This window comes from Vibrio coralliilyticus ATCC BAA-450 (assembly GCF_000176135.1).
GTDB lineage: Bacteria > Pseudomonadota > Gammaproteobacteria > Enterobacterales > Vibrionaceae > Vibrio > Vibrio coralliilyticus.
The window spans coordinates 553,450-577,473 of the sequence record NZ_ACZN01000015.1; the positions used below are offsets into that span (position 1 = coordinate 553,450).

The following is a 24,024-nucleotide window of genomic DNA, read 5'->3' on the forward strand; positions in this document are numbered from 1 at the left end:
ATCTGATCTTTCTCTATTTTTCTTACTTTTCTACAGTTTAAGCGTAATAACTAATTCCATCACGCTTTGTTGCGACATTCAAATCAAGATTGACGTCTGGTTCAAGGTTTTCTTCACCTAAGAAGGCTTGATTGCCGTCACCTTGACCAGTTTCCGGACCATTTCCAGCCGCATAGCGGTTTTGTTGCTGACCAGAAGATTGCTGTTGCACTGAAGAGTCCCCCAGTTGGACCCCTTGCTGAGCTAACATTTCTCTCAAGCGCGGCATAGATTGTTCGATAACATCCCTCGCTTGCTGGTTGGCGACTGTAAAGTGCACGGTAGCCCCATCTCCAGTCATATTCATACGGATTTGTAGACGCCCCAGCTCCGGTGGGTCAAGGCGAATATCGATATTTTTCAAGTTTTTCGACATCATCATTTGCACACGTTCAGCAACTTGCTCGCCTGCAATCTCACGATTCAATTGCATTGGTGCTTGCGCGGCTGCTTGTTCGGCACGTAACTGATTCTGTACCGTCAAACCTTGTTGTCCTGCTGCTTGAGAAAGCTGTTGTGCAAATCCCGCTTCATGGCCCTGCCCCTGCTTGCCTTCCACTGTAGCTAATTTGCCCAAAGTTCCCGCCGCTTTTGCCCCCATTACCGCTTTTAGCATCGCTTGCTCACTCACAGCTGGATTAGCGACCGCTTGTTGAAGCTGACTTGCCGCTAATTCATTAGGTAATGGCATAGCCGAAGCCTGCTGAGTCGCTTGAAGATTGTTTTGAGCGGCGCTCATCGTTGTAGCTGAAGAGCTATGCAATGCCTGCTGTACAGACTGAGCTAAATGGGCTTGTTGCGCCTTAGGTTTGGCATCCGACTGAATTTGTAATTCCTCTACCCCTGTTTCTGTTGAAGAAACAGCCCATGGAATGGCCACCGCTCCAGCAACAGCTCCTGCTGCGACGGTAGGCTCATCAACACTGTTTGAAGTCGCATCACTAGCTGCTTGCAGAACTTGAGTTGCTTTAGCTTGAACCGGTTTTTCCGCTGTCGCTTTCAAGGGTTGAACCACTTCAGCCCCTTTTGTCGCGGCTAATTGTGCTTGAGCTTCAGCTTTCGCGGCTTCCACGACTTGCTCAATTTCTTTGTCGGTTAAGCCTTGAGCTTTAAGCTCTTGTTTTAGAAGCTCAATCTCAGGGCTGGTCATCTCCGCTTTACTATCGACTAATTGGGTAAGACTAGCAGCAGCCCCCACACTACCTACAACAGCGACATGCTCTGGTTGAATTTTACTTGCTGCTGATGCCAACTCTGGTTCTTGACCGCCATCTTGCTCAATGAATCGCTTGGCGTTTTCAGGAATGACGACAGCTTCTTCACCCACTTGCTGCTTTAGCGATACAGACTCAGAGGCTAGCTTGTTTTGTTCAAGAGGTATAGCGCCGTCTTTAATGGTGTTAGACTTCAGATTGGTTTCTGCCTCAACATCGGATTTAGCCGCACTCTTTAGCGCTTGCTCACCAATTTTCTCTACCTTAAGCGGATTAGCCGATTTTTCACCCTCAGCCACTAATTGAGATTTCTGTGGCAAATCGTTGCCGTCTTTAGGTTGCAGGGCTTTATTAGCTTCATTCAATCGCCCGAGCAATTCTTCATTTTCTGAGATTATCTTCTCTGCGTCTCCATCAGCCTTAACAGAGACCTTACCTTCTGCCGAAGATTCAAGGTCAGTCGCTGCACTTTGCTTTTGCTTGCTATCGTCAGATTTTAACAGCTCATCAGCCACAGCACCGTCTGTATCTGCTGCTACTACTTTTCCAAATTCAGCGCCTTCACCATCATCAATACTAATTTCTTCGTCACCACTAACTTCTTGTTCTAGAAGTGCTTTAGTGCTTTCTTCGCCATCACTCGCTTGCTCAGCTTTTGCAGAGTCTGACTCTGACACTTTTTTCTCGCCAGAGTCTCCCTTGATTAAAGCCGCCAGTTTGGAAAAAAAGCCTTCGGACTGCTGTGTTTCGTCTCCTGCTTCAACTGATGGAGAAGCGGAGCTCGATGTTTTAGGCGTATCGGAAACCGGAGTTAGATTCACATTCATAAATAGATCACTCACGCATAATTGAGAGAACAGTCACGGCCAATCATTCGAATAGCAAGTAGCGGCAACACGTTATTTAACGGGAAATTTTGCAAGAAGTGCGCCAATCAGAAAGGAGAAGAGGGTATTAACGTGATATTAGTTCGAAGTACGGCGAGAATATTGAAGGGTAGAGAACTCATCCATCTGTTTTTGCTCACGAATATTCTGTAAGCGTTCTTTTTCCGTCTGCTTTTTCTCAATCAGCCATTCGTAAGAGCGACGTTGTTTGCGACACTCCAGCCAATTTTGCTCACAGCTTTCTACTTGAGATTTGAAATGCTCTTCTGCCTGTTTCTGCTTAGACAGAGTTTCATCTAATGTCGTGAGGAAGCGGTTAAGATGAGAATATTGGCTGGCTGTAAGCCCTTGCTTACCTCGTTCAACCAGCTGATTACAGTAATCCAAACGATAGTTTTCTATCTGCTCTAGTTGCTGATAATAACCATCCAATTCAACTCGCGCTTGACTGAGTGCAAGTACCGCTTGGTTCTCTCGCTCCTGAGCCTGACTTAATAGAAAATCCAGCGCATTATCCATAAATTACGAATCTCCCTGAAGAAGATTACGCAGCATATTGACACACATGTCGTATGGAACCGTTTCTTTCATAGCCTGCTGTAAGTAACCATCCAGTCGAGGCTTTAAAGTAAACGCACTGTCGATTGCCGGGTCAGATCCCGGTTTATAAGCGCCAATTGATACCAAATCCTGATTTTTACGACAAACAGACAGCACCTGACGTACCGCTTTGGACATCAATATCTGCTCTTCAGAGGTAATCTGTGGCATGACACGACTGACCGACTTCTCAACATCAATGGCAGGATAATGGCCTGCATCAGCCATTTCACGCGATAGCACAATATGACCGTCCAGAATTGCTCGCGATGCATCTGCAATTGGGTCTTGAAGATCATCCCCTTCCGTCAACACGGTAAAGAATGCCGTGATAGAACCCTGCTCCTGACCGCCATTCCCCGCTCGCTCTACCAAGGCTGGTAGTTTCGCAAATACCGAAGGTGGATAACCTTTAGTTGCAGGCGGCTCGCCTACAGATAGGGCAATTTCACGCTGAGCCTGCGCAAATCGAGTCAGAGAGTCCATCAGCAGCAGTACATCTAACCCTTGGTCACGAAAATACTCTGCTATCGTCAGTGCGGTCTGACAGCCTTTGAGGCGCATCAGTGGTGAAGAGTCAGCAGGTGCCGCCACAACAACTGATCGTTGACGCCCATCCACTCCAAGGATTTCTTCAATGAACTCTTTTACTTCACGTCCACGCTCACCAATTAGGCCTACAACCACCACTTGAGCGGTCGTTCCTCGAGTCATCATACCCAACGTGACCGACTTACCCACACCTGAACCAGCAAACAGACCAATACGCTGACCTTTACCAACCGTCAAAAGTCCGTTGATGGCTTTGATACCAACATCGAGAGGCTCAGAAATAGGTTTGCGCGCAAGAGGGTTAATAGGATCGGCGTTGAAGGCTGCTCGCTTTTCAGTATACAAAGGGCCAAGACCGTCTAACGGATTACCAACACCATCAATAACGCGACCAAGTAGCTCCATGCCTACAGGCAAACCGGCTTCACTCGTCAAAGGCGTAACTTTAGCGCCAGGTAAGACACCCGTGATTTGCTCACTGGGCATCAAGTAGAGGTTATCACCAGAGAAACCAACCACCTCTGCTTCCATCTCACCATGCATGGTTTCAACTTTGCAGAGACTGCCGATAGGAGCGCGGCATCCGGTGGCTTCAAGAGTTAATCCAACAACTCTAACCAACTTCCCTGAAGCAACAGGGCGACAAGTTAACCCTTGAGTTTGGTACTGAGATAGGCGTTCAGCCAGTGCTAACATTACTCACCACCTTGGTGGCGATTTACCCCACAAAAGCTTTGCAGCACATTACGTATTCTGTCTTCAAGGCGATAGTTAACACTCGATTCACCCGCTTCGATCTGCACATCTCCGCGATTCAGTGCAGGCTCTGACATCAGTGTCCAGTTACGAAATTCCAATTCCTCTTCGCCATAAGCAGTGCGAATGATTTCAACATCTTCTGGATGAAGTTTGAGCGTAATGGAATGGCCTGATACTGGCAGAGATTCAACGGATTGTTTGATGGTATCCAAAACAACCTGAGGGTTGGTCTGAACTTCAACATGGACGACTTCTTTAACCAAAGTCAGCACCATATCGACTAGTTGCTTTTCAACCTGAGCGTTCATCAACTCAAGAGGTTGGGCAAACTGATTCGCCAGTCCAACAAATGTCTGGACTTGCTGCTGAATAAATTCTTGCCCTGCTTCGATGCCTTCTACTTTACCTGCTTCCAGCCCTTCTTGATGACCTTCTTGTTGGCCTTGCTCTTTGCCTTTATCGTAGCCTTGTTTAAAACCAGCTTCTTGACCTTGATGCAGACCATCCTGATAAGCCTGCTGCTTGATGAGCTCGATTTCTTCTTCAGTCAGTTCTTTGGGGGCTTCTTCTTCAGGCTCAGACAAGGTCGGCATCCAGCCTGGGTCGTAATTCATCGCCGTTTCTTTTGCGTGCTTGTGAGTGTCAGACGTATAGTCCGGCATCCCCCAACGCTCAGGCTTCTGAATTTGTTCATCATTATCTAAGCGCAAAAAACCACGCTTTCTTTCCCCAGACATAGAAACCTTAACCCTTTACTTTACAAGAATTCGTCGGCACCGCCGCCCAGCATAATCTCACCAGAATCAGCCATACGACGAGCCACTGCCAATACTTCTTTCTGTGCGGCTTCAACATCCGACACTTTGATTGGCGGCATTGCTTCAAGGTCATCACGCATCATCTCAGCGGCACGCTTAGACATGTTCTTGAAGATCTTCTCACGAAGAGCATCGTCGGCACCTTTAAGTGCACGCTGCAATGCATCCTGTGGGACATCACGCAGCAACTTCTGAATACCTTGGTCGTCGACTTCGATAAGATTTTCGAAGACAAACATAAGATCCTGAATCTGAGTTGCCATGTCTTCGTCCTGATCGCGAATCTGCTCCATCAGGATACCTTCGACATTGTTGTCCATGTAGTTCATGATTTCTGCTGCTGCCTTCAGGCCGCCAATTTTGGCTGCTTGCGCACCAGCTTGACCTGCGAACTGTTTCTCCATGATTTCATTCAACTCAGCCAGTGCCGATGGTTGTACTTCTTCTAAGTTCGCAATTCGCATCATCAAATCGAGACGGTCACGTTCGGCAAACTGAGATAAGATTTCTGCAGATTGATCCGGTTCGAGGTAGGACAAAACAATGGTTTGAATCTGAGGGTGCTCGTTGATAATAATGCTGGCAACCTGACGAGGATCCATCCACTTGAGTGAATCGAGACCTTTCGAACCAGTACCCAACAAAATTTGATCAACAAGATTGTTAGCTTTATCTTCACCAAGGGCCGCAACCAGTGCATTACGCATAAAGTCTTCACTGCCCATACCGATATTGGTGTATTTCTGAATGTCTTCCAGAAAAGCACGGTGTACTGCACCGACTTTTTCCTGGCTTAGGTCAGCAGCACGTGCCATTGCACTACCAACGCGTTGTACTTGTTTCGGCTCTAAGTGACGAATGATTCCCGCAGCGTCTTCTTCATTCAGACTGAGTAGAAGGATCGCCGCGCGTTCTTCGCCCGGTATCGTTTCGATATCCACGGTGTTCTCGACAACTTCACCACCGCCTTCTCCCTGAGGTACGACTTCGTTAGGCATCTTCCATCCAGTTCTTCACTACTTGTGCCGCTAGCTCAGGCTCGTTAGCAACAAGCGCTCGAACTGCTTTCAGCACATCTTCATCCTTATGGAGGTTAGGCAAGTCAATGCTTGAGCCAAACTCAAACAGCTCACCGCCATCCATATCTCCACCAATCAGGCTAGTTTCACCATCAGCACCAATTGGCAACCCATCTGGTCCGTATAGTTGATCATCATCGTCATCCGAAGCTGGGTTGAGCAGTTTCTTCATCGCTGGGCGAACCAGAACCAATACGACAACGATAATAACCAATGCACTGGCAAACCAACGAACCCAATCGTTGAAATTCGGATGCTCCCAAATCGGGACATCAGTAAGCACTTCAACTTCTGGTTCAGCAAACTGCATACTCAGTACATTCAATAAATCACCGCGGCTTTCACTGAAACCAACGGCACCAATCAATACCTGACGGATCGACTGCAACTCTGCATCCGACAATGGTTGATAAGTCGTTTCACCAGTATCCGGATTGACCGACGCACGATTCTTGATCGCGACCGCCACTGTTTGACGGTTGACTATTCCGGACTGGCGACGTTCATGACTGATGGTGGTATCCAGTTCGAAGTTACGCGTCGCTTCTTTATGCACTGAACCCTGCCCCATCAAAGAACCATCTTTCATCTGTGCCACATCCTGAGGGATAGAAGCGTCAGCAGGAGGCTGGTTACTCAGCGCACCCGGTACACCAGCAACGACATTACCATTATTATAGTCTTCCAAAGTGTATTCACTTCGTGTCGATGGGGTATTAGGGTCAAAGCTTTTACGGGTTTGCTCTATCGCGCTGAAATCGAGTTGAATATCAACCTGAGCGGTATAGTTACCAAAGCCAAGAATAGGGATGAGTACGGAGTCAATTTTGTCTCGCAGGGCTTGTTCCTGCTTACGCTCTAACTCATGCTCTTTACGACGCGCGGCTGACGCTGCGTCTTGCGAGCCTGAGCTAAGTAGCCGACCGTGTTGGTCTGTCACGGTAATTCGGGTCGGTTTCATCCCCGGAACAGCACTAGCAACCATGTCAACGACAGAGTCAACTTCTTCTTGCTTAAGTGACGTACCGGTACGGAGAGTAAGGAAAACAGAAGCAGACGCTTCTTGATTATGACGGACAAAGACACTTTGCTTCGGTAATGCGAGCAGCACGCGAGCTTTGCGCACTTGTTTCATCTCTTCGATAGCTTTGGCCAACTGGCGCTCGCGGCTCAGTTTGAGGCGCTCTTGCTCTAAACGCTGAGATACTCCAAAACCCATATCTTGCATTAAGATTTCATCACCGGCTTGTCTTTCATTATTTAAGCCAGCACGAACCATATTCAGTTTGAGCGAGTTGTAGTCACTGGCGGGAACAGAAATGGTGTTACCATCCAGTTTATATTCGACTTTTTCTTGATCGAGATAATCTAAGACAGGAATAAGCTCTTCGGTGTCATAGGCCCCAAGAGGTCGCATTTCAGGTTCACGTACCCAGAAGAACAACATCACAATCAGTGCGACACAAATCGAAATGGAGAGAACGAGGACGACCTGACGTAGGAGATCTAAATCACCGACTGCCATGTCAAATTTGGACGTGCTTTGTTCATCCAAGTCCGGATTTTGAACATCAGTATCCATATCTGATGTTGCTACCATTGCGGTGTCAGGACCACCATCCGAAACCGCAAGATCCGTTGATTGATTTTGTTCTGCCACAGACTGTACCTATCACTTAAACTGGCATGTTCATCAATTCTTTGTACGCTTCGACGAGCTTGTTACGTACTTGAATCGTTGCCTCAAATGCAACACTCGACTTGTTTCGGGCAATCATAACATCAGACAACGACACATTTTCATCACCACGATCAAATCGCATTTGCAAGTTACTAGAGGTTTTTGACAGCCCATTAACGTTGTTGATGGCATTGTTGAGCAAATCGCCAAAATCAGCACCGACTGTATGACCAGTCGCGGCAGGTTTTGTGTTCGTTGCTTCGAACATCATTGCTTGCATTTCGCCTTGAAAACCATCAATTTTCATTGAATACCTCGGACGTCAACTCTTTGACTACAATTCTTGTTGTAAATATGACGTTGCAATCTACATGCCATATCAATTTTAGCGTCGAAAATAGCACGTTAGTTTGGAATATCAATCCCCGCATCACGCATTTTTGCTAACTTGTAGCGCAATGTACGTGGGCTAATGCCTAATTTTTCAGCCATCTCCTTACGACGACCGTTACACTCGGTTAAAGTCTCAAGAATAATGGCGTATTCCTGTTCACGAAGTTCACCACCTAAACCAGCACTGGTCGCGAATGCGTTATCTGGTTCCGCAATTGGTTTAATGTTAGGAGCTGTGATTTCTCCGGTTTCAACGACCTGTTGCAAACTGCCCGCATCCTGCCAATCTAATCCTTCCAGCAAAATATGGTCACTCGACACATTGCCGTTCTCACTGAGGATTAATGCACGTTGCACAACGTTGTCTAACTCACGAACATTCCCCGGCCATGAATAAGCCAGCAACTTATTCATTGCACTGGCAGATAATGTCGGTACAGGTAGGCCTAGCTTTTTACAGTGACGTTCAATCAAATGGTTGGCTAGAGGCTCTATATCACCTTTACGGTCACAAAGTGCTGGCCACGCTAGCGGGAAAACGTTCAAGCGGTAGTACAAATCTTCACGGAAGTTACCTTCCTGAACATAGAGCTTTAAGTCACGGTTACTGGTAGCTAATACACGAACATCCAACTTGATGCTCTTTCGACTACCCAATCGCTCGACTTCACGCTCTTGCAGAACACGAAGCAACTTAGCTTGAAGGTTCAGGTCCATCTCACTGATTTCATCGAGAAGAATTGTCCCGCCCTGAGCCTGCTCAAATTTACCTGGACATGCTTGAACCGCACCGGTAAAGGCGCCTTTTTCGTAGCCAAACAATGTCGCTTCCAGCATGTTGTCAGGAATCGCGGCACAGTTAATCGCAACAAAAGGCCCATCTTTGCGGTTCGAAGCATTATGGATGTAACGAGACATTACCTCTTTACCCGAACCACTTGGGCCAAGCACCATAACGCTAGCGTCGGTTTTTGCCACTTTATCGGCCATAGCAAGCAACTTGAGGCTCTTCTCGTCCGCCACCACAGCGTCACCGTTATCATCGGATTTAACCGGAGCGTAACGACTGACCATATTCAATAAGACTTCAGGCGCAAACGGCTTAGCCATGTAATCGATCGCACCATCTTTCATAGCAGAGACAGCATCTTCAATATTGGCGTAAGCCGTCATTAACAATACTGGTAGATTGGGCCAATGTTGTTTGATGTTGCGCAGTAAAGCGAGGCCACCCATACCTGCCATCTGTACATCAGAAACAACGATATCGACTGAATGAGCTTTGAGTTTGATTAACGCATCTTCCGCGCTGTCCGCTTCCAACCACTCATATCCGGCTAGCGCCAAGGTATCGACTAAGGCTTCGCGTAGACCTTCATCATCTTCTACGATTAGTACTTTGCTTTGTGCCATTATCCTTCTCCAGTCATTACATCGTGGTTAGCTTGCGGAGCACGATCAAGAGGAATGCAGATGGTGAAACAAGCACCATCACCTTCCTCGGAAATCAATTCTAACCTTCCATCATGAGCACGACATACCATCTGGACAACAGCTAATCCAAGTCCTGTTCCCTGTGATCGTGTCGTAAAGAAAGGTTCCATAATTTGGTTTTGTAGTTCTTTTGGAACGCCCGGCCCGCTGTCTTGAACGGAAATCTTCAGCTCATTGTTTACCGGGCGGAAAAAGACATCGACTTGTGATTGTTTACCGGCAATTTGAATTGCGTTCATCACCAAGTTGCTCAGTGCTGATGCCACCGCGTTCGCATTGCCTAACAGTTGCGTTTCTTCCTGCTCAACTTCAAGGTGATAATCAATCTGATTATTTTTCAGTGCGGCTTCCACCATAGGAGAAAACTCACTCACCAATTCAGCAATCGTAAACGGCTTCACCACCTTATTGTCGCCCCCTTTAGCGAACAACAACATATCATTGACTTGCTTTTCCAAGTCATGCAGGCGATCCATCAATTTATTCTGAAATCGATCTTTCGTTGCTGGCGGTAGGTTCGGAGCCGCCAGATTGGACGCATAGAGCATCGCACTGGATAGAGGCGTTCGGACTTGATGCGCCAACGACGCCACCATACGACCCAACGAGGACAAACGCTGTAGATCACTGATGCGAGATTGCAGCAAACGCGTCTCTGTCAGGTCGGTAATCAAAATCAGCTGACCTGTTGTGGATGCTGAAATCGCCAAGCGCACTTTGCGGCCGTTGCGAAGAGAGATTTCATGACCGTCATCTTCGCGCGGAGCAAATGCTTGCTGAATCACTTCAAACCATTTCTGCCCAATAAGCGGCATCTCTAACAAACGCTGCGCTTCTGGGTTCGCTTCATGAACAACACCCTGAGTATCGAGAAGAATCACGCCTGCTGGCATAACGTCCAATACCTGCTTGTATCGTTCAACTTGTTCTTCGAGTGTTCCGAGTGGTTGCTGATTCATGATCGCCTGAGCTGATTGCATGTCGTATTTCTGCCTTAAAAACTACAATAGCCTGAAATGCAAGAAGCACGCCAGGCTATTTTTTATATTTTTCAAGAACTTAATGTAAAGTCGATATTTTGACAGCGTCGAAAATACCCAATTTATCGCTGCACATTGTATTTTCGCATCTTCTCAACCAGAGTTGTTCGACGCATTCCAAGCATGTCAGCGGCACGGGCAACCACGCCACCCTGAGCCTCTAACGCTTGGTTTATCATGTTGACTTCCAACTCGGCTAGCATCTCTTTAAGGTTAACGCCTTCAGGTGGTAACTCTTGAGGTGCATTGGAGTTTTCATGCAAGCCATCGGTCTCATCAAGACTGAAATCTTCGGCAAAAATGTCCTGCAGCACGTCACGCTCCTGCTCTTCAACAGAAGCAAACACATTGTGCTCTGGCTGAAATTCAGGGATATCGCTGTAACGATACTTAGTTGGCAGATGGTTAACATCCACTAAGCTGTTTGGGTAAAGAATGATCATCCTTTCAACAAGGTTTGCCAACTCGCGAACATTGCCCGGCCAGTTGTGCTCCATCAGTGAGTTGATAGCCCGTGGCGTAAAGCAGATTGGCTGAGCGCCTTCCGCTTCCATTCGCGTCATCAACTCTTGCAACAGCAATGGTGTATCTTCAATCCGGTCACGCAGTGCCGGCATTTCGATTGGGAACACATTGAGACGGTAGTATAAGTCTTCACGGAAAGACTCATCATCAATCATGGTTTCCAAATTACGGTGAGTCGCCGCAATCACGCGAACATTGACACGAATAGTGGTGTTACCGCCAACGCGCTCAAAACAACGTTCTTGTAACACACGCAGCAATTTAACTTGCATTGGCATCGGCATATCACCGATCTCATCAAGGAATAATGTGCCACCTTCTGCCAGTTCAAATCGCCCTTTACGAGAGGTTATCGCCCCAGTAAAGGCCCCTTTTTCGTGGCCAAACAACTCACTTTCGAGTAGGTCAGGAGGAATAGCACCACAGTTGATTGGTACAAATGGCCCGTTTCGACGTGCAGAATGGTAGTGAATATTACGCGCAACGACTTCTTTACCTGTTCCCGACTCGCCAAGAATAAGAACGTTCGCTTCGGTAGCGGAGACTTGCTCTATCAGGTGACGAACTTCTTTAATACCGATACTTTGCCCAACTAGGCTACGGAACAGGGTGTTTTTTCGTGAAGAAGAAACAACGTTGACGCCTTTGCGACCAAGGAAGTCTTTACAATGACGAAGCGCTTCACTTAACTGAGGGTAATTTAAAGGATATTCCAGTTCACCAACATAATTGGTCATTTCTTCGACTGGATAAGAATGCGTTCCCGCGATAAGTAAAGGAATATGGTTAGCTTGGGAGAGTTGTGTACTCAACTGAGTAGAGAAGTTATGGCCTTGAAGCGAACCCACAATGCAGCCAGCCCAAACATCCGACCAGTTAACGTCGCTCAGTTGTGCGGAACTGATCGCCTCACATTGTTCTCCGACAAATTCTAATATATTACTCAGATTGATGCGTGCTTGAGCATCATCTTCAATTACGAGCAGCTTTGCTAAACCTTGCATAGGTGAGAATTATTGCCTTTATCTTGAAACGTTGTGGCTGTTATTTCTGTTTCTAACAACTAACCTAACTATAGAACAGGATTAGTGATAGACAATTTATAAACTTCAGCAACAAAATAAGCCACTAGGCTACTAAGTGGCTTCTATTCTATTTGATAAAAAAATAAAGGCAACCAAGCAATTAGGCGATGTGACGTTTGCCCAAAAGCTTTTTATGCAAGATATTTCAATACAACAGTATAAATTAAACTTATATCTTAAATTCCTACATCAGTCGCAGTCAGATTGTGGTATTCAGGTGGGATTTGCTCCCATGCTGATTTAATCTCACGAATAATATCAATCACGTCATCGATGGGTTGAGGATCATTCTTGTGATTTGCCTCAGTAATTTGGGTAATCATAAACTCGTACAACTGATCCAGGTTCTGGGCAATGTCACCGCCATCGTCCATCGATAGGCAGCTGCGTAAGCTAATGATGATGTCTAGGGCTTTACCCAGTCTCTCACCCTTAACAGGAATATTGCCCTGCTCCATTGCCGCTTTACCCTGAATCAAGCGCTCGATAGCACCCGCCATCAGCATTTGAACAATTTTATGCGGGGAGGCAGCACTGAGCTGGCTATCTACCGATACCTTCTTGTAAGCCTGTAATGAACCACGCATAACAATCCTCTTTATATAAATTTCTTGTACTGCTGCACCGATTTATTGCCGTAGCGGTACTTTTGCAAACTACTGCCAAGCTCAGCGGTTTTCTTCTGCATCAACTCAACAGTCAACTGAGTGCGCTCAATGGCACTCTGCCACTCTGGTAACTGCGCTAACTCTTGGTGCTCATTAATAGTACTGATCAAGGTTAGCAATAACTGTTCCCTTTTATCGACCAACTGAACGATTTCTTCAGTATTAATGTCAGCTGCTGAAAGATTACTAGTAATATCGTGATCAAGATCACCAAGAAATGAGATCTGTGCCAAAAAATCATCCGCCAAGTGCATTCATCATACCTGCTAGCTGAGACTGCATCTTGCTCGTCGCGTCCTGCATCGCCGTAAATTTGGCGTGTGTACGTTTCTCTAAGCTATCCATACGACGATCCAGAGATGCCTGATCATCATCAAGGCGGTAATTTTGTTCCACCATGCTCCGCTCACGAGTACGAATTGAGCCGGTGACACCAGTGATACCCTGAATCGCATCTTCAACTTTTTTTGCAAACCCTTGGTTGCCGCCAAAGAAATCTTCTAACTTATTGAAGTTGTTATTGAGCTGGCGATCCAACATGTCGTAGTTGATTTCCAGTGTACCCTGACGTGTCGTTGTAATACCAAACTCAGTCAATGTTTTAAGATCTTCAGGAGCAGGTTCAACTCGTGATGAAAACACCGACTTCAGTCTTGAATCGGCACTGCGAACCACACTGTCACCCGCCAGTGGGCCTGCGGCTCCAGTTCGTGGATCTACACCGGAAAGTTCTTGAGAGACCTGATAGAACTGGTTGTATGCCGAAACGAACTGCTCAATATCGTCTCGTACGCCCTGACGGTCATATTCGATATCAATCTCTGACGGTGTCTTGCCACGCTCAGAACGGCCTTTTAAGGTTAGGTCTACACCTTCAATGGCATCTTCAATAATGTTGTTATCACTGGAAAGCTGAGCCACACCATCAAGCAGCACTTTCGAATCCTGTGCCGCTTGTACTTGGCTCATACCACGATAAGCGTCAAATGACTCCTGCGCCGATTTCAGGTCAGCCTGAGCCTGATCTATTCGCTCCAGATATTCCCTTTCTTCTTTTGGCAGTTTGGCACGTTCAAGCTCTTTAGCTTGCTCAGGGGTTAATTCGCCTGCCAAAACACGCGCTTGAAGTGATGCTTTTTCCTGAGCTAGCTTATCTTCCAACGCAGCTTGTTTCGCATCTAACGCGGCCTGCGCTTCTTTTGGTGTTACATAAGAATCCGTCAGTGTACCGGAAGCCGTGACACTCCAACCGGGAACATCAGGGGCTTTTTCCAGCGCTTTTGCATCTAGCTGAGGCTCTGGCTCCCAATACGAGTCAAGCAATGTACCGGACGCGGTCGCGGTCCAGCCAGGAATGCGCTCTTCTGGCTTTAAGTACTTATTAGCTTCGGCACCGGCCGCAGCAGCGGCTGCAGCGGCTGCATCTGAAAGTTCATTACCAGCACTTGCATCCTTTGCCGCATTGGCATCGGCAGCAATTGCCGCTTGTTTGGACGTATCGGCAATCTCTTGATCGACAACCTTTGCCGCCTCGATATTTTGCTCAGCAATGCGATCGGCAACGGCTTGTTCTTCAGCAGTGAGTGGTTTGAGTAGATCTTGCGCAGCCGCACGAGCTTGCTCAAGGTCTTTAACGCGCTGTTCAAGTGTTTTGTATTCGAGTCTTTTAAGAAGATTATCCGGTGCCGATTCCACACTCAGTTTGAGTGCGTTTTGTTCACCTGAATTACTTGAAGCGACAATAAGACGTGGGCCTTCGACATCATTGATGACTGATGCACGAACGCCGGGGTTGGTTTTGCTGCCATTGATACCGCGAACAATATCAACCAGCTTAGAATTTTCCTGAACCTCAACGGTGAACTTTTTTTCACCGAGAGAAATCTGCAGCTTACCCGGGCCAAATTTCGCATCTTCCGGTAATACGTCAGACGCAATTTTATGACTCTGGGCAAGCTGCAACACATCGATAGCATATCTACCAGCGATAGCTTCAGTGGTTGCCGTCGCGGATACAACGGTATCATCCGTAGATTCTACCTTTCTTGCGGCGAAAGCTTTCTCTTGACGAAAGCTCGCCATCAAGTTTTTCATCGTATCCAACGACTCTCTGAGCCGACCGTAGGCACTGATACTGGAATCAATTTTGCCACGCTCATTGTCGATTCGTTGCTGCTTAGGTACGCGCTCCGAATCAACAATTTTGCTGACCATGGCATTGATATCCATGCCAGAATTCATCCCTACAGGGCCAAAGCTCATTCAATCACCTCAAAATACGATCATACCGTCTGGTTCAACAACCCCGATGAATACCGGGCTGTTTGATCCCTCAGGCGTCGCAGTATTTCTAACATTTCCTCATCGGGTATCTGACGAATTATATCGCCAGTATCCGCTTCATAAATGGTAACTACATCTCTTCCCGACTCTTCATCGACCCGAAAAGATAGGCCAGTGTTGATGGACGCAATGAACTCGTTCATTTGCTGTACCATACGTTGCCGCTCTTCCCTGTTAAGCTTTTCACGTTGTTGAGACGCTTCTATCGCTTGATTAACAGCTTCAGCAGCTTGCTCTCTCACTTCGGCTGTAGAAACCTGTTCTTTCCGCGAGGAAACTTGCTGTGCACCATCATATTTTGAAGCAATTTTAGTGCCACTTTCTGAGCCGTAAGGCTGGACGTTCGATGTGTAGGATGGTATTTCCATAACAATCTCCCTTCCACCTTATAGGTTGGTAATCACGTTACCTACCAATAAGCTCGTTCGAACCTATCGATTAACCTAATAAGCTAAGAGCTGCCGATGGTGATTGTTTTGCCTGCGCCAGTACAGAGGTACTTGCCTGCTGCAAAATCTGCGACTTAGTCATCTGAGTCGTTTCTTTCGCATAGTCAGTATCTCGGATACGGCTACGAGACGCGTTAACGTTCTCGTTGATGTTATCCAAGTTACTGATCGCATGGCTAAAACGGTTCTGGAATGCACCCAGTTCCGCGCGCTGACTGTCAACCGTTTTCAGAGCACCATCGATAACAGAAACTGCCATCTGAGACCCTGCTACGGTAGAAACATCAACGTCGGAAACCGTTTTGTTTTCAGCGGCACCAAAACCAATATCACCGCCTAACGCACCACCAATTGTTACGTCCGACGCTACTTTGTTATTCGCAGCGAACAACTGTAGCTTCCCTTCTTCACCGACCGACGCTTTCACGTCTTCACTCTGACCATTGATATAAGTCGCAAGCTGCTCGATGTCGTCACCAACCTTAGCATTTATGGTTAACTGTTTGGCTTCCCCATGTACATCAGTATAGTCCAGAGTAAGGTCTGTTGAACCCTGAGAGACGGCCCAGTCAGTATCTTTACCCTGTTGCGCAATATAGGCTTTACCACCCATTCCTGATGTATCTGAGCGCATATTGCCCATAGTGAGCATTACTGCCTCACCTGAACTCGCACCGATCTGGAATGATTGGCTACCAAACGTACCATTGAGGAGCTTGTTACCACCAAACGAGGTAGTCTCTGCGATACGATTTAATTCATCGTTAAGAGCCGTAACCTCTTCCTGAATCGCAATACGCTCTGAACGGGAGTTCGAACCATTTGACGATTGCAGTGACAAGTCACGCATACGTTGAAGGATGTTGGTCGTCTCATTCATTGCACCTTCAGCGGTTTGTGCAATGGAGATACCATCGTTTGCGTTTTTCACCGCCATGTCTAAACCACGACTTTGCGATGTTAAACGGTTGGAAATTTGAAGGCCTGCAGCGTCATCACGAGCACTGTTTATTTTGTAACCCGATGATAGACGCTCCATCGATCTCTGCATGCCGTCAGCAGCACCATTAAGGTATCGCTGAGCAGTCATCGCAGACACATTGGTGTTTACGTTAATTGCCATATTGATCTCCTTAGGCATTAAGGGTGATGCACCTCAGCGTCTCTCACCTCACTTTGGTGCATCTCATTTCTCTCAGTCTTTTAACGGCGGAAGAAATATATCCTTTAGAAAAATTTTAAAAAAAATTTCTGTGATGGGTATCAACAAGCTATAAACATCTTTTAAATCAATGGATTATATAAACGAAAAAAAATCCAGCCGAAGCTGGATTTTTTTCGAAGGTTTTAAACTTAGCCTAGAAGATTCAGAGCTGAGTTTGGCGTTTGTTTTGCCTGAGCAAGAATTGAGCTTGAAGCCTGAGAAAGAATTTGCGACTTAGTCAGTGCCGTTGTTTCTTTAGCAAAGTCCGTATCTTTGATTCGGCTCTTAGACGCATTCACATTCTCGTTGATGTTATCTAAGTTGCTAATCGCATGGTTGAATCGGTTCTGGAATGCACCCAGCTCAGCACGGTGGCTATCTACATATTTCAGTGCCGAGTCAATAATTGCTACAGATTCCTGAGCACCACCCACAGATGTTACATCAATAGTATCAACAGTAACTGCTTGACCTTGACCCATACTCAGTTCACCAGCAAGACCACCACCAAAGCTTACTGCGCCTTCAACTTTATCAGTGCCAGCGAATACCTGTAGTTGACCATCTTGGTCGACAGACGCTTTTACCATGTCAGTCTGACCATTGATGTATGTCGCTAGCTCTTCAATATCATCGCCTTCTTTTGCATTGATATTAATAGTTTGCTGTTGGCCGTCAGTATCGGTCAGTGTGATAGCCAAGTCGTTTGCACCGGCCTGTACTGTCCAATCTTTATCTTTACCATTTGCTGCTTGGTAGCTTGTACCGCCCATGCCAACGTTGTCTGAACGCATGTCGTTCAAAGTCAACATCACGGCTTCACCGTTGTCTGCACCAATTTGGAAAGATTTCGTCGCGTAAGTACCGTTCAGTAGTTTATTACCACCAAAAGAGGTTGTCTCTGCGATACGGTTAAGTTCGTCATTTAGTGCTGTAACTTCTTCCTGAATCGCAACACGCTCTGATTTAGAGTTAGAGCCGTTCGCAGATTGTAGCGAAAGGTCACGCATACGTTGCAGGATGTTAGTCGTTTCATTCATCGCACCTTCAGCAGTCTGCGCGATAGAAATACCGTCATTCGCGTTACGTACTGCAACATCTAGACCGCGGCTTTGCACATTCAAACGGTTAGAGATCTGTAGACCTGCTGCGTCATCTTTAGCGCTATTAATCTTGAAGCCAGAAGATAGACGTTCCATTGAAGTTTGTTGTGCATTGTTAGCGCCATTTAGGTAACGCTGTGCTGTCATTGCTGCTACGTTAGTGTTTACATTCACTGCCATGGTGATTTCTCCGTTTGATTTTCCGATGTAACCGGTTTCCGACGTCTCGGAAAACCAAAGTAGTTCTCTCAAAGTTACTTTTATTAACGGCTCAATTTCGAGAACCTTGAGTATTTTTTTAAGTTTTTTTTGAAAAAAATGCTTTTGGAGGAGGAAAGTTGACCAAATACGAAAAAACTTTAAAAAACGCAATTTTTCGCTAAAGCTTTAATTCACTCAGTCGATAATATTTTCTTTTTTTGATAATTAACCCAATAAGGTTAGGGCTAGATTTGGCTGTTGTTTAGCCTGTGCCAGGATTGATGTGCTAACTTGCTGTAAAATCTGTTGCTTAAGCATTTGGGTGGTTTCTTTGGCGTAATCGGTGTCTTTTATACGGCTATTCGACGCGGCCAAGTTTTCGTTGATGTTGCCTAGGTTGTTAATCGCATGATTAAAGCGATTTTGCATCGCCCCTAGTTCAGCACGATGACCATCAACATACTTAAGCGCGGTGTCTATTACAGATACCGCTCGCTGTGCGCCGCCAACTTTAGAAATGTCCAGATTATCAACCGCTTCATAACCAGCTAGCCCCATTTGCAGTTCACCTGCAAGGCTGCCAGAAAAGGAAATAGTACCCGATGTCTCTTTGCCTGCCATAAAGACCTGCAGCTGCCCATCTTCATTTACTGAGGCCGAGACTTTATCCGTTTGACCATTGATATATGTGGCTAACTCTTCGATGTCATCGCCAGCTTTAGCTTCTATCTGAATCGATTCCTGCTGGCCCTCGGCATTGGTATATTCCATCACCAACGTTTGGCTGCCCTGAGAAACCTGCCAGTTATTGTCCGCTTTTCCAGCAGCGATATAACTGAAGCCCCCCATCTCTATACTATCGGATCGCATGTTCTTCAAAGATACCTGAACCGCTTCACCGGAACTGCCGCCGATTTGGAAAGAAGAACTGGCAAATGAACCATTGAGCAATTTTCGACCACCGAAAGAGGTGGTTTCGGCAATTCTATTCAATTCATCATTCAAAGCCGCCATTTCTTCCTGTAATGCATCTCTTTCTGCTCGACTGTTCGAACCATTCGCCGATTGTAATGAAAGATCACGCATGCGTTGAAGAAGGTTGGTTGTCTCGTTCATCGCACCTTCGGCTGTCTGCATGATGGATATGCCGTCGTTCGCATTGCGCATTGCGACGTCCAAACCACGCATCTGAGACTCAAGTCGATTCGAGATCTGCAAACCTGCTGCATCGTCTTTGGCACTATTAATACGATTCCCTGAAGATAGCCTCTCCAGTGATTGGTTCAGCATGTCCGTCGCATTCGTAAGATAACGCTGCGCCGTCATTGCTGATACGTTGGTATTAACAGTGATTGCCATAACGATAGATAGTGTTTCCTCAACAGGGTTATTTGTTATATCGGCCTGAAGAGATTTTCTTTAGCCTTTTTGCACAAAAAAACCGAGCGCGTTGGCTCGGTTTATAGTCGGTATAGTTTGCAGGCTTTAGTTTGCTTTCATTGACTTACTTAAGCTTTAACCCGTTTAGCATCTCTACAGACGGGGCAAAGAAGTATGCTCCTGTCACGGCTTTAGTAAAGCGCAATAACTGGTCTGTTTTACCATCGGTCTCGCCATACATGCTTTCCAGCATGGCTTTAAAATTATGTAACGTATTGCAGTAGGCAATAAACAGCAGACCATGCTCACCCGACACACTGCCATAAGGCAAGCTATGGCGAACAATCTTCAGGCCTTTACCTTCTTCTTTAATGTCCACACGACCAACGTGAGACGCAGCTGGCACATTATCTAACTCAATCGAATCCGGTTTAGTTCGCCCGATGACTTTTTCTTGGGCAGACACATTCAGTCGATTCCAAGAAGGCAGGTCATGGACAAAACGCTGGACCATAACGTAACTGCCACCAGCCAACTCTCCTTGAGGAATAATTGCCACTTCATGACGCTGACTATCTTTCGGGTTTTCTGTCCCATCGACAAAATCCGTCATGTCTCGAGAGTCGAGATAGCGATAACCATAGGTTTCATCAACCACCACTACGTTATCTGATGCTTGTGCAAAGAATGTGCGCAGCAGATAAAAGTGCAAATCATGACGATTCGAATGACAGTGGATAAGCACATCCACATCAGAACTCGGCGCTAAGGTGCTGCCTTCACCGAGCTGTGGGAAATCAATCAGTTCGTCTGGCATCGCGGCGTCACACTTTGACCAGAATGATTTGCTGAACGCAACGGAAAGAGTCAATTCAGCCCCAGGCTGCTGCTGATTAAGCTCTTCTACAAGTGTTGGTAGAGCCTGTAGCTGTTCCAGTACGGCAGCAGGTTCCTGTGTCACCTTAAGCAGCGTGTATTGAGCGAAAGGTCCTGCTTCAGGAAGGATGGCACTTTGAGGGATTGTCATTTTTATGTCCTCACATTTACATATTTGCTCAGTGTATTATGTTCTGTTTTCAGTGTATTGATAGCGATCATCACCCGTTACGTCAATCGGATGGCGGCGCAGAAAAACAATCGCGTACGCTGCGACTCTTATAGATATAAAGCATAAACCACAGCAGAAATAGCAAGGTAGCGGCATTCGCCCAGCGGAAAGCGCCATGTTCTAGGTAGACGTGATAAAGAGTTTGAACAAACTGGCCGCCAATCGCCAGCATGGTAATCATTTTACCCCAACTGACTAAATGGCTTATCCATTTGCGTTCCGGGCTGCGCAAGCTGATCATCCACATTAACGCAATGCTAGGCAGCCCCATCGCCAACCCCAGATACAACATTGAATGATCGGGATAGACAATATTAAGGATCTTAGCGCCGCTTTCTCGGCTTGCACCGGCGACAACAAACACCACCCACGCTTTGGCGAGAAAAAGCCAACCAAGCCAAAGCCATTTAGGGGCTTTGAGAAAACCATGTTTATCGTATTGTTCTAAAGCGTATCGCACTGATAGGTAACTGCGGTTGAGAAAATAAACTCCACTCTATACCAATTGAGGTATTTTTCTATCAGATATTACCTATAAAACTCATCCGATATTGTTAGAGTTCACCCGCACTCGCCTTATTGATAAAGTGATAAACATCAGAAGTAATAAGATCGGCGCGAACCAAAGCAGAGCATTGCGGACGGTAAACTCAGGCTGATATAACACAAATTCGCCGTAGCGCGCCGTCATGAAGTCCTTCACTTCCTGCTCACTCTCCCCTTGATTGATCTTATTGAAAACAATCAGACGCAAGTCTTTTGCTATGGGGGAGTTGGATTCGATCAGATTTTGATTTTGACACTGCGGGCAACGCAAGGACTTAGCCAAACGTAACGCTTTTTCGTGTAACTCTGGAGAGGTAAACTCAAACAACTCAACTTGGGATATTTGCTGTTCTGAAACCGCAACAAATAGCTCTTCATCACCCGCGTAACTACTCTGAACAAACAGCAACAGGATCAAGTAATAAAGCGCTCTCATCAACTCTTCTCCTCAGTAAAGAAGCGGGCAAATTGCTCCTTCCAGATATTAGGGTTGAGCAGCCCTGAGTGTTTATACACAATTTCCCCGGCCTGATTGATAAGATATGTCTCGGGGGTGCCAACCACACCCAGATCGATAGATAACTCCCCTTGAGGATCGTAGATCACCGTTTGATAAGGGTCACCCAATTGAGCCAGATACTGGTTTGCTGCCTTTGCTTGGTCTCTGTAGTTAAGTCCGATCACAGCAATGCCTTGCTCACTCAATTGATTAAGAAAATCATGTTCCGCACGGCAAATACTGCACCACGATGCCCAGACATTAACCAGTTGATACTCTGACTGGAATAACGCCTTAGCCTGAACCCGTTCATTCCCAGCCAGTAACTCAACCTCGTTCACTGGAAATTTTCGAACAGCGTGACTGCCTGAGTTGGAAGTGTCTTCACTCAGTGCCGCCCCGAGGATTAGGATAAACACTACCAGCGAGACGCAAAGGACGATGAATTTAGACTTTTTGGACGACGCCATATTTTGTTCTCACTATTCTCGGCGAAAGTTTGGTGATAAGAGGCAAAAATGCAGCAAACGTCGCCAATAATCCCCCACCCCAGATCCACCAGATGTATGCTTTGTACTGAATTTTGACCGCGTAGCTGTGCCCGTCGACTTTGGCAGCAAGTGTCACATAATAATCTCCAAGCCAAGTCGTGTGAATCGCAGGCTCGCTCATGTTCATGACTCGAACGGGATAATGGCGACGCTCAGGTTTGAGCTCAAACGCTCGACCTTCAGCATCAGTAAAACGCAGCTGTGCTTGCTCTGCCGTGAAGTTTTTATCTACACGCCACTCCGTTTGCAGATACTCAACTTGCCAATCGCGAAACTCTGCTGACATTCCTGGACCAAGTTTGCGAGTTAGCTGAGATGAGTGCTCCGCATTCATAACACACCCTATCGCGCCGATAGCCAACCCGATATGAGCCAAGAGCATAAAATTGAGCTTACCTAAACGGACAGCCCACCACAGATGGCTAAACACCACCCAGCACGCCAGCCCCCAAATCAACATGACTGCGAATGACCACGTTTCCACCTGCCAAAAATACAACATTGCACCGACAAAGAATGAGGAGACAAAAAACACGACCATCCGTTGCCATGAGTTCACCAGCCCTGATTGCCAACTCAGAAAAGGAGCCCAGCCCATTGCCGTTAGCGCCAGAGCCGATAAAGGTAGAAGCAATGTATTAAAATAGGGGGCGCCAACTGATATTGTTCCCAGTTGCAGCAACTCATAAACCATGGGGTAAAAAGTACCAAGGAAAACAGTAAACGTGGCGATCACCAGCAGGCCAATCGCAAGAAGCACGAGATAAGATCGGCTGATAATAGCCGTCAACTTTTGGCTTCGTATGGTCTCCCCTCGGTCAATTAAAAGGGCAAAAGAGGCGAACAAGGTAACAGCCAAAATACCAAGAAGCGCAATGCCTTTTCCCGGGTCAACCGCAAAGGCATGCACCGAGGTCAATACTCCCGAGCGGACGATAAAGGTACCGAGAATACTAAGGCTGAATGTCACCGAAGCTAAGATCAACGTCCAGACCATCAACTGCTGATGGCGCCTAGAGGCCACCATACTATGCAGCAAAGCTGTCCCCGTCAGCCAAGGCAACAATGATGCACTCTCAACTGGATCCCAGAACCACCATCCTCCCCAGCCTAACTCATTGTAGGCCCACCATGAACCGACCAGTATCCCAAGCGTGAGAAATGCCCACGCAGATATCGCCCAAGGTTTACATAGTGTGACCCATTGGTTGTCATACGGTTTTTGCATCAACGCCGCCAACGCAAATGCCAGTACAGTGGAATAACCAATGTAGCCAAGGTACAACAGCGGAGGATGAAAAATCAGCCCCACGTCCTGAAGCATAGGATTGAGATCGCGCCCCTGAGTTAACAAGGTTTGAGCGTAAACAAACGGATTTGAAGAGAGTAAGGTAAACCATGAAAACGCTGCAATAAACAATGTCATGATCCACAGAACATGGGCGATATATCGCCCATTAGAATGACGAATAAATGAAATCAAACCTGCCCACAAGTTGAGTGTAAACACCCAAAACAGCATGGAACCTTGATGGCCTCCCCACACAGCAGCCAGCTTGAAGAGTGGTGGTAGCTCAATATTAGAGTGAGTGGCCACGTACTCGAATTCAAATCGGTCAGAGGCAAACAAAATCGCCAGAACAATCAGACTCAACGAAGCCATTGCTGCGTTGAGCCTGACAGGCCATATCAGAGAGAACGTTGCACCTTGATCAAAATAGTGCTGCCGCGCCCAGACTACAGCGCAAACTGAACTCGAAACAGCAACCCATATCAGAGCAAAATGTCCTATCTCTCCCCACATGC

At 46.6% G+C, this 24,024-nt stretch carries 22 protein-coding genes; all 22 read right to left on the reverse strand.

Annotated elements, in window-relative coordinates:
- Positions 1-37: 37 nt before the first annotated feature.
- On the reverse strand, positions 38-2,080 hold the full coding sequence (locus VIC_RS09850) for a flagellar hook-length control protein FliK (protein ID WP_006959505.1): 2,043 nt from the start codon (positions 2,078-2,080) through the stop codon (positions 38-40).
- Positions 2,081-2,218: 138 nt separating this feature from the next.
- Positions 2,219-2,659 (reverse strand): flagellar export protein FliJ, encoded by a 441-nt coding sequence (gene fliJ, locus VIC_RS09855; RefSeq protein ID WP_006959507.1) that lies wholly within the window; start codon positions 2,657-2,659, stop codon positions 2,219-2,221.
- Between the two features lie 3 nt (positions 2,660-2,662).
- The gene (gene fliI / locus VIC_RS09860) at positions 2,663-3,988 is read right to left on the reverse strand and encodes a flagellar protein export ATPase FliI (protein ID WP_006959509.1); all 1,326 of its coding nucleotides are present in this window, start codon (positions 3,986-3,988) and stop codon (positions 2,663-2,665) included.
- Positions 3,988-4,788: a flagellar assembly protein FliH gene (fliH, locus tag VIC_RS09865; RefSeq protein WP_006959511.1), complete on the reverse strand. Its 801-nt coding sequence runs from the start codon at positions 4,786-4,788 to the stop codon at positions 3,988-3,990. Before fliH ends, fliI begins: the two co-directional genes overlap by 1 nt.
- A 20-nt stretch (positions 4,789-4,808) precedes the next feature.
- The gene (fliG, locus tag VIC_RS09870; protein ID WP_006959513.1) at positions 4,809-5,867 is read right to left on the reverse strand and encodes a flagellar motor switch protein FliG; all 1,059 of its coding nucleotides are present in this window, start codon (positions 5,865-5,867) and stop codon (positions 4,809-4,811) included.
- Positions 5,860-7,548, reverse strand: a complete 1,689-nt coding sequence (gene fliF, locus VIC_RS09875) for a flagellar basal-body MS-ring/collar protein FliF (RefSeq protein ID WP_216603155.1) — start codon at positions 7,546-7,548, stop codon at positions 5,860-5,862. Before fliF ends, fliG begins: the two co-directional genes overlap by 8 nt.
- Before the next feature lie 76 nt (positions 7,549-7,624).
- Positions 7,625-7,936 (reverse strand): flagellar hook-basal body complex protein FliE, encoded by a 312-nt coding sequence (gene fliE / locus VIC_RS09880; protein WP_006959517.1) that lies wholly within the window; start codon positions 7,934-7,936, stop codon positions 7,625-7,627.
- Positions 7,937-8,034: 98 nt separating this feature from the next.
- Positions 8,035-9,435 carry a sigma-54-dependent transcriptional regulator gene (locus VIC_RS09885; RefSeq protein ID WP_006959519.1) on the reverse strand — a complete coding sequence of 467 codons (1,401 nt, stop codon included), beginning with the start codon at positions 9,433-9,435 and terminating at the stop codon, positions 8,035-8,037.
- Positions 9,435-10,496 (reverse strand): sensor histidine kinase, encoded by a 1,062-nt coding sequence (locus VIC_RS09890; protein WP_006959520.1) that lies wholly within the window; start codon positions 10,494-10,496, stop codon positions 9,435-9,437. Before VIC_RS09890 ends, VIC_RS09885 begins: the two co-directional genes overlap by 1 nt.
- Positions 10,497-10,618: 122 nt before the next feature.
- Positions 10,619-12,085: a sigma-54 dependent transcriptional regulator gene (locus VIC_RS09895; protein WP_006959521.1), complete on the reverse strand. Its 1,467-nt coding sequence runs from the start codon at positions 12,083-12,085 to the stop codon at positions 10,619-10,621.
- Between the two features lie 257 nt (positions 12,086-12,342).
- Positions 12,343-12,753, reverse strand: a complete 411-nt coding sequence (gene fliS, locus VIC_RS09900) for a flagellar export chaperone FliS (RefSeq protein ID WP_019274549.1) — start codon at positions 12,751-12,753, stop codon at positions 12,343-12,345.
- An 11-nt stretch (positions 12,754-12,764) separates the two neighbouring features.
- Positions 12,765-13,088, reverse strand: a complete 324-nt coding sequence (locus tag VIC_RS09905) for a flagellar protein FliT (RefSeq protein WP_006959523.1) — start codon at positions 13,086-13,088, stop codon at positions 12,765-12,767.
- The gene (gene fliD / locus VIC_RS09910; protein WP_006959524.1) at positions 13,072-15,096 is read right to left on the reverse strand and encodes a flagellar filament capping protein FliD; all 2,025 of its coding nucleotides are present in this window, start codon (positions 15,094-15,096) and stop codon (positions 13,072-13,074) included. The genes VIC_RS09905 and fliD overlap by 17 nt, the downstream gene beginning before the upstream one ends.
- Positions 15,097-15,116: 20 nt before the next feature.
- Complete coding sequence (gene flaG, locus VIC_RS09915) at positions 15,117-15,545, reverse strand: flagellar protein FlaG (protein ID WP_006959525.1); 429 nt, start codon at positions 15,543-15,545, stop codon at positions 15,117-15,119.
- A 70-nt stretch (positions 15,546-15,615) separates the two neighbouring features.
- Positions 15,616-16,749, reverse strand: coding sequence for a flagellin (locus VIC_RS09920; RefSeq protein ID WP_006959526.1), 1,134 nt, complete (start codon positions 16,747-16,749; stop codon positions 15,616-15,618).
- 230 nt (positions 16,750-16,979) lie between these two features.
- Entirely contained in the window at positions 16,980-18,113 is a 1,134-nt protein-coding gene (locus VIC_RS09925) for a flagellin (RefSeq protein WP_006959527.1), read from the reverse strand.
- Between the two features lie 246 nt (positions 18,114-18,359).
- Positions 18,360-19,493 carry a flagellin gene (locus tag VIC_RS09930; RefSeq protein WP_006959528.1) on the reverse strand — a complete coding sequence of 378 codons (1,134 nt, stop codon included), beginning with the start codon at positions 19,491-19,493 and terminating at the stop codon, positions 18,360-18,362.
- Positions 19,494-19,638: 145 nt separating this feature from the next.
- Positions 19,639-20,541 carry a Dyp-type peroxidase gene (locus VIC_RS09935; RefSeq protein ID WP_006959529.1) on the reverse strand — a complete coding sequence of 301 codons (903 nt, stop codon included), beginning with the start codon at positions 20,539-20,541 and terminating at the stop codon, positions 19,639-19,641.
- Positions 20,542-20,623: 82 nt separating this feature from the next.
- Positions 20,624-21,082, reverse strand: a complete 459-nt coding sequence (locus tag VIC_RS09940; RefSeq protein ID WP_006959530.1) for a DUF2919 domain-containing protein — start codon at positions 21,080-21,082, stop codon at positions 20,624-20,626.
- Positions 21,083-21,163: 81 nt separating this feature from the next.
- Entirely contained in the window at positions 21,164-21,604 is a 441-nt protein-coding gene (locus VIC_RS09945; protein WP_006959531.1) for a cytochrome c-type biogenesis protein, read from the reverse strand.
- Positions 21,604-22,137 (reverse strand): DsbE family thiol:disulfide interchange protein, encoded by a 534-nt coding sequence (locus tag VIC_RS09950; protein ID WP_006959532.1) that lies wholly within the window; start codon positions 22,135-22,137, stop codon positions 21,604-21,606. Before VIC_RS09950 ends, VIC_RS09945 begins: the two co-directional genes overlap by 1 nt.
- Complete coding sequence (locus VIC_RS09955; RefSeq protein WP_006959533.1) at positions 22,115-24,022, reverse strand: heme lyase CcmF/NrfE family subunit; 1,908 nt, start codon at positions 24,020-24,022, stop codon at positions 22,115-22,117. Before VIC_RS09955 ends, VIC_RS09950 begins: the two co-directional genes overlap by 23 nt.
- Positions 24,023-24,024 lie beyond the last annotated feature (2 nt).

What these genes read in the sequence shown, in the direction of transcription:
- VIC_RS09945 (WP_006959531.1), bottom strand. Translation starts at nt 21,604, where the DNA reads ATGAGAGCGCTTTATTACTTGATCCTGTTGCTGTTTGTTCAGAGTAGT.
- VIC_RS09885 (WP_006959519.1), bottom strand. Translation starts at nt 9,435, where the DNA reads ATGGCACAAAGCAAAGTACTAATCGTAGAAGATGATGAAGGTCTACGC.
- fliJ (WP_006959507.1), bottom strand. Translation starts at nt 2,659, where the DNA reads ATGGATAATGCGCTGGATTTTCTATTAAGTCAGGCTCAGGAGCGAGAG.
- VIC_RS09925 (WP_006959527.1), bottom strand. Translation starts at nt 18,113, where the DNA reads ATGGCAGTGAATGTAAACACTAACGTAGCAGCAATGACAGCACAGCGT.
- fliH (WP_006959511.1), bottom strand. Translation starts at nt 4,788, where the DNA reads ATGTCTGGGGAAAGAAAGCGTGGTTTTTTGCGCTTAGATAATGATGAA.
- fliS (WP_019274549.1), bottom strand. Translation starts at nt 12,753, where the DNA reads ATGCGTGGTTCATTACAGGCTTACAAGAAGGTATCGGTAGATAGCCAG.
- VIC_RS09850 (WP_006959505.1), bottom strand. Translation starts at nt 2,080, where the DNA reads ATGAATGTGAATCTAACTCCGGTTTCCGATACGCCTAAAACATCGAGC.
- VIC_RS09895 (WP_006959521.1), bottom strand. Translation starts at nt 12,085, where the DNA reads ATGCAAGGTTTAGCAAAGCTGCTCGTAATTGAAGATGATGCTCAAGCA.
- fliE (WP_006959517.1), bottom strand. Translation starts at nt 7,936, where the DNA reads ATGAAAATTGATGGTTTTCAAGGCGAAATGCAAGCAATGATGTTCGAA.
- VIC_RS09935 (WP_006959529.1), bottom strand. Translation starts at nt 20,541, where the DNA reads ATGACAATCCCTCAAAGTGCCATCCTTCCTGAAGCAGGACCTTTCGCT.
- VIC_RS09905 (WP_006959523.1), bottom strand. Translation starts at nt 13,088, where the DNA reads ATGCACTTGGCGGATGATTTTTTGGCACAGATCTCATTTCTTGGTGAT.
- VIC_RS09950 (WP_006959532.1), bottom strand. Translation starts at nt 22,137, where the DNA reads ATGGCGTCGTCCAAAAAGTCTAAATTCATCGTCCTTTGCGTCTCGCTG.
- VIC_RS09890 (WP_006959520.1), bottom strand. Translation starts at nt 10,496, where the DNA reads ATGCAATCAGCTCAGGCGATCATGAATCAGCAACCACTCGGAACACTC.
- flaG (WP_006959525.1), bottom strand. Translation starts at nt 15,545, where the DNA reads ATGGAAATACCATCCTACACATCGAACGTCCAGCCTTACGGCTCAGAA.
- VIC_RS09930 (WP_006959528.1), bottom strand. Translation starts at nt 19,493, where the DNA reads ATGGCAATCACTGTTAATACCAACGTATCAGCAATGACGGCGCAGCGT.
- VIC_RS09955 (WP_006959533.1), bottom strand. Translation starts at nt 24,022, where the DNA reads ATGTGGGGAGAGATAGGACATTTTGCTCTGATATGGGTTGCTGTTTCG.
- fliG (WP_006959513.1), bottom strand. Translation starts at nt 5,867, where the DNA reads ATGCCTAACGAAGTCGTACCTCAGGGAGAAGGCGGTGGTGAAGTTGTC.
- VIC_RS09920 (WP_006959526.1), bottom strand. Translation starts at nt 16,749, where the DNA reads ATGGCAATTAACGTAAACACCAATGTGTCTGCGATGACTGCTCAGCGA.
- fliF (WP_216603155.1), bottom strand. Translation starts at nt 7,548, where the DNA reads ATGGTAGCAACATCAGATATGGATACTGATGTTCAAAATCCGGACTTG.
- fliD (WP_006959524.1), bottom strand. Translation starts at nt 15,096, where the DNA reads ATGAGCTTTGGCCCTGTAGGGATGAATTCTGGCATGGATATCAATGCC.
- fliI (WP_006959509.1), bottom strand. Translation starts at nt 3,988, where the DNA reads ATGTTAGCACTGGCTGAACGCCTATCTCAGTACCAAACTCAAGGGTTA.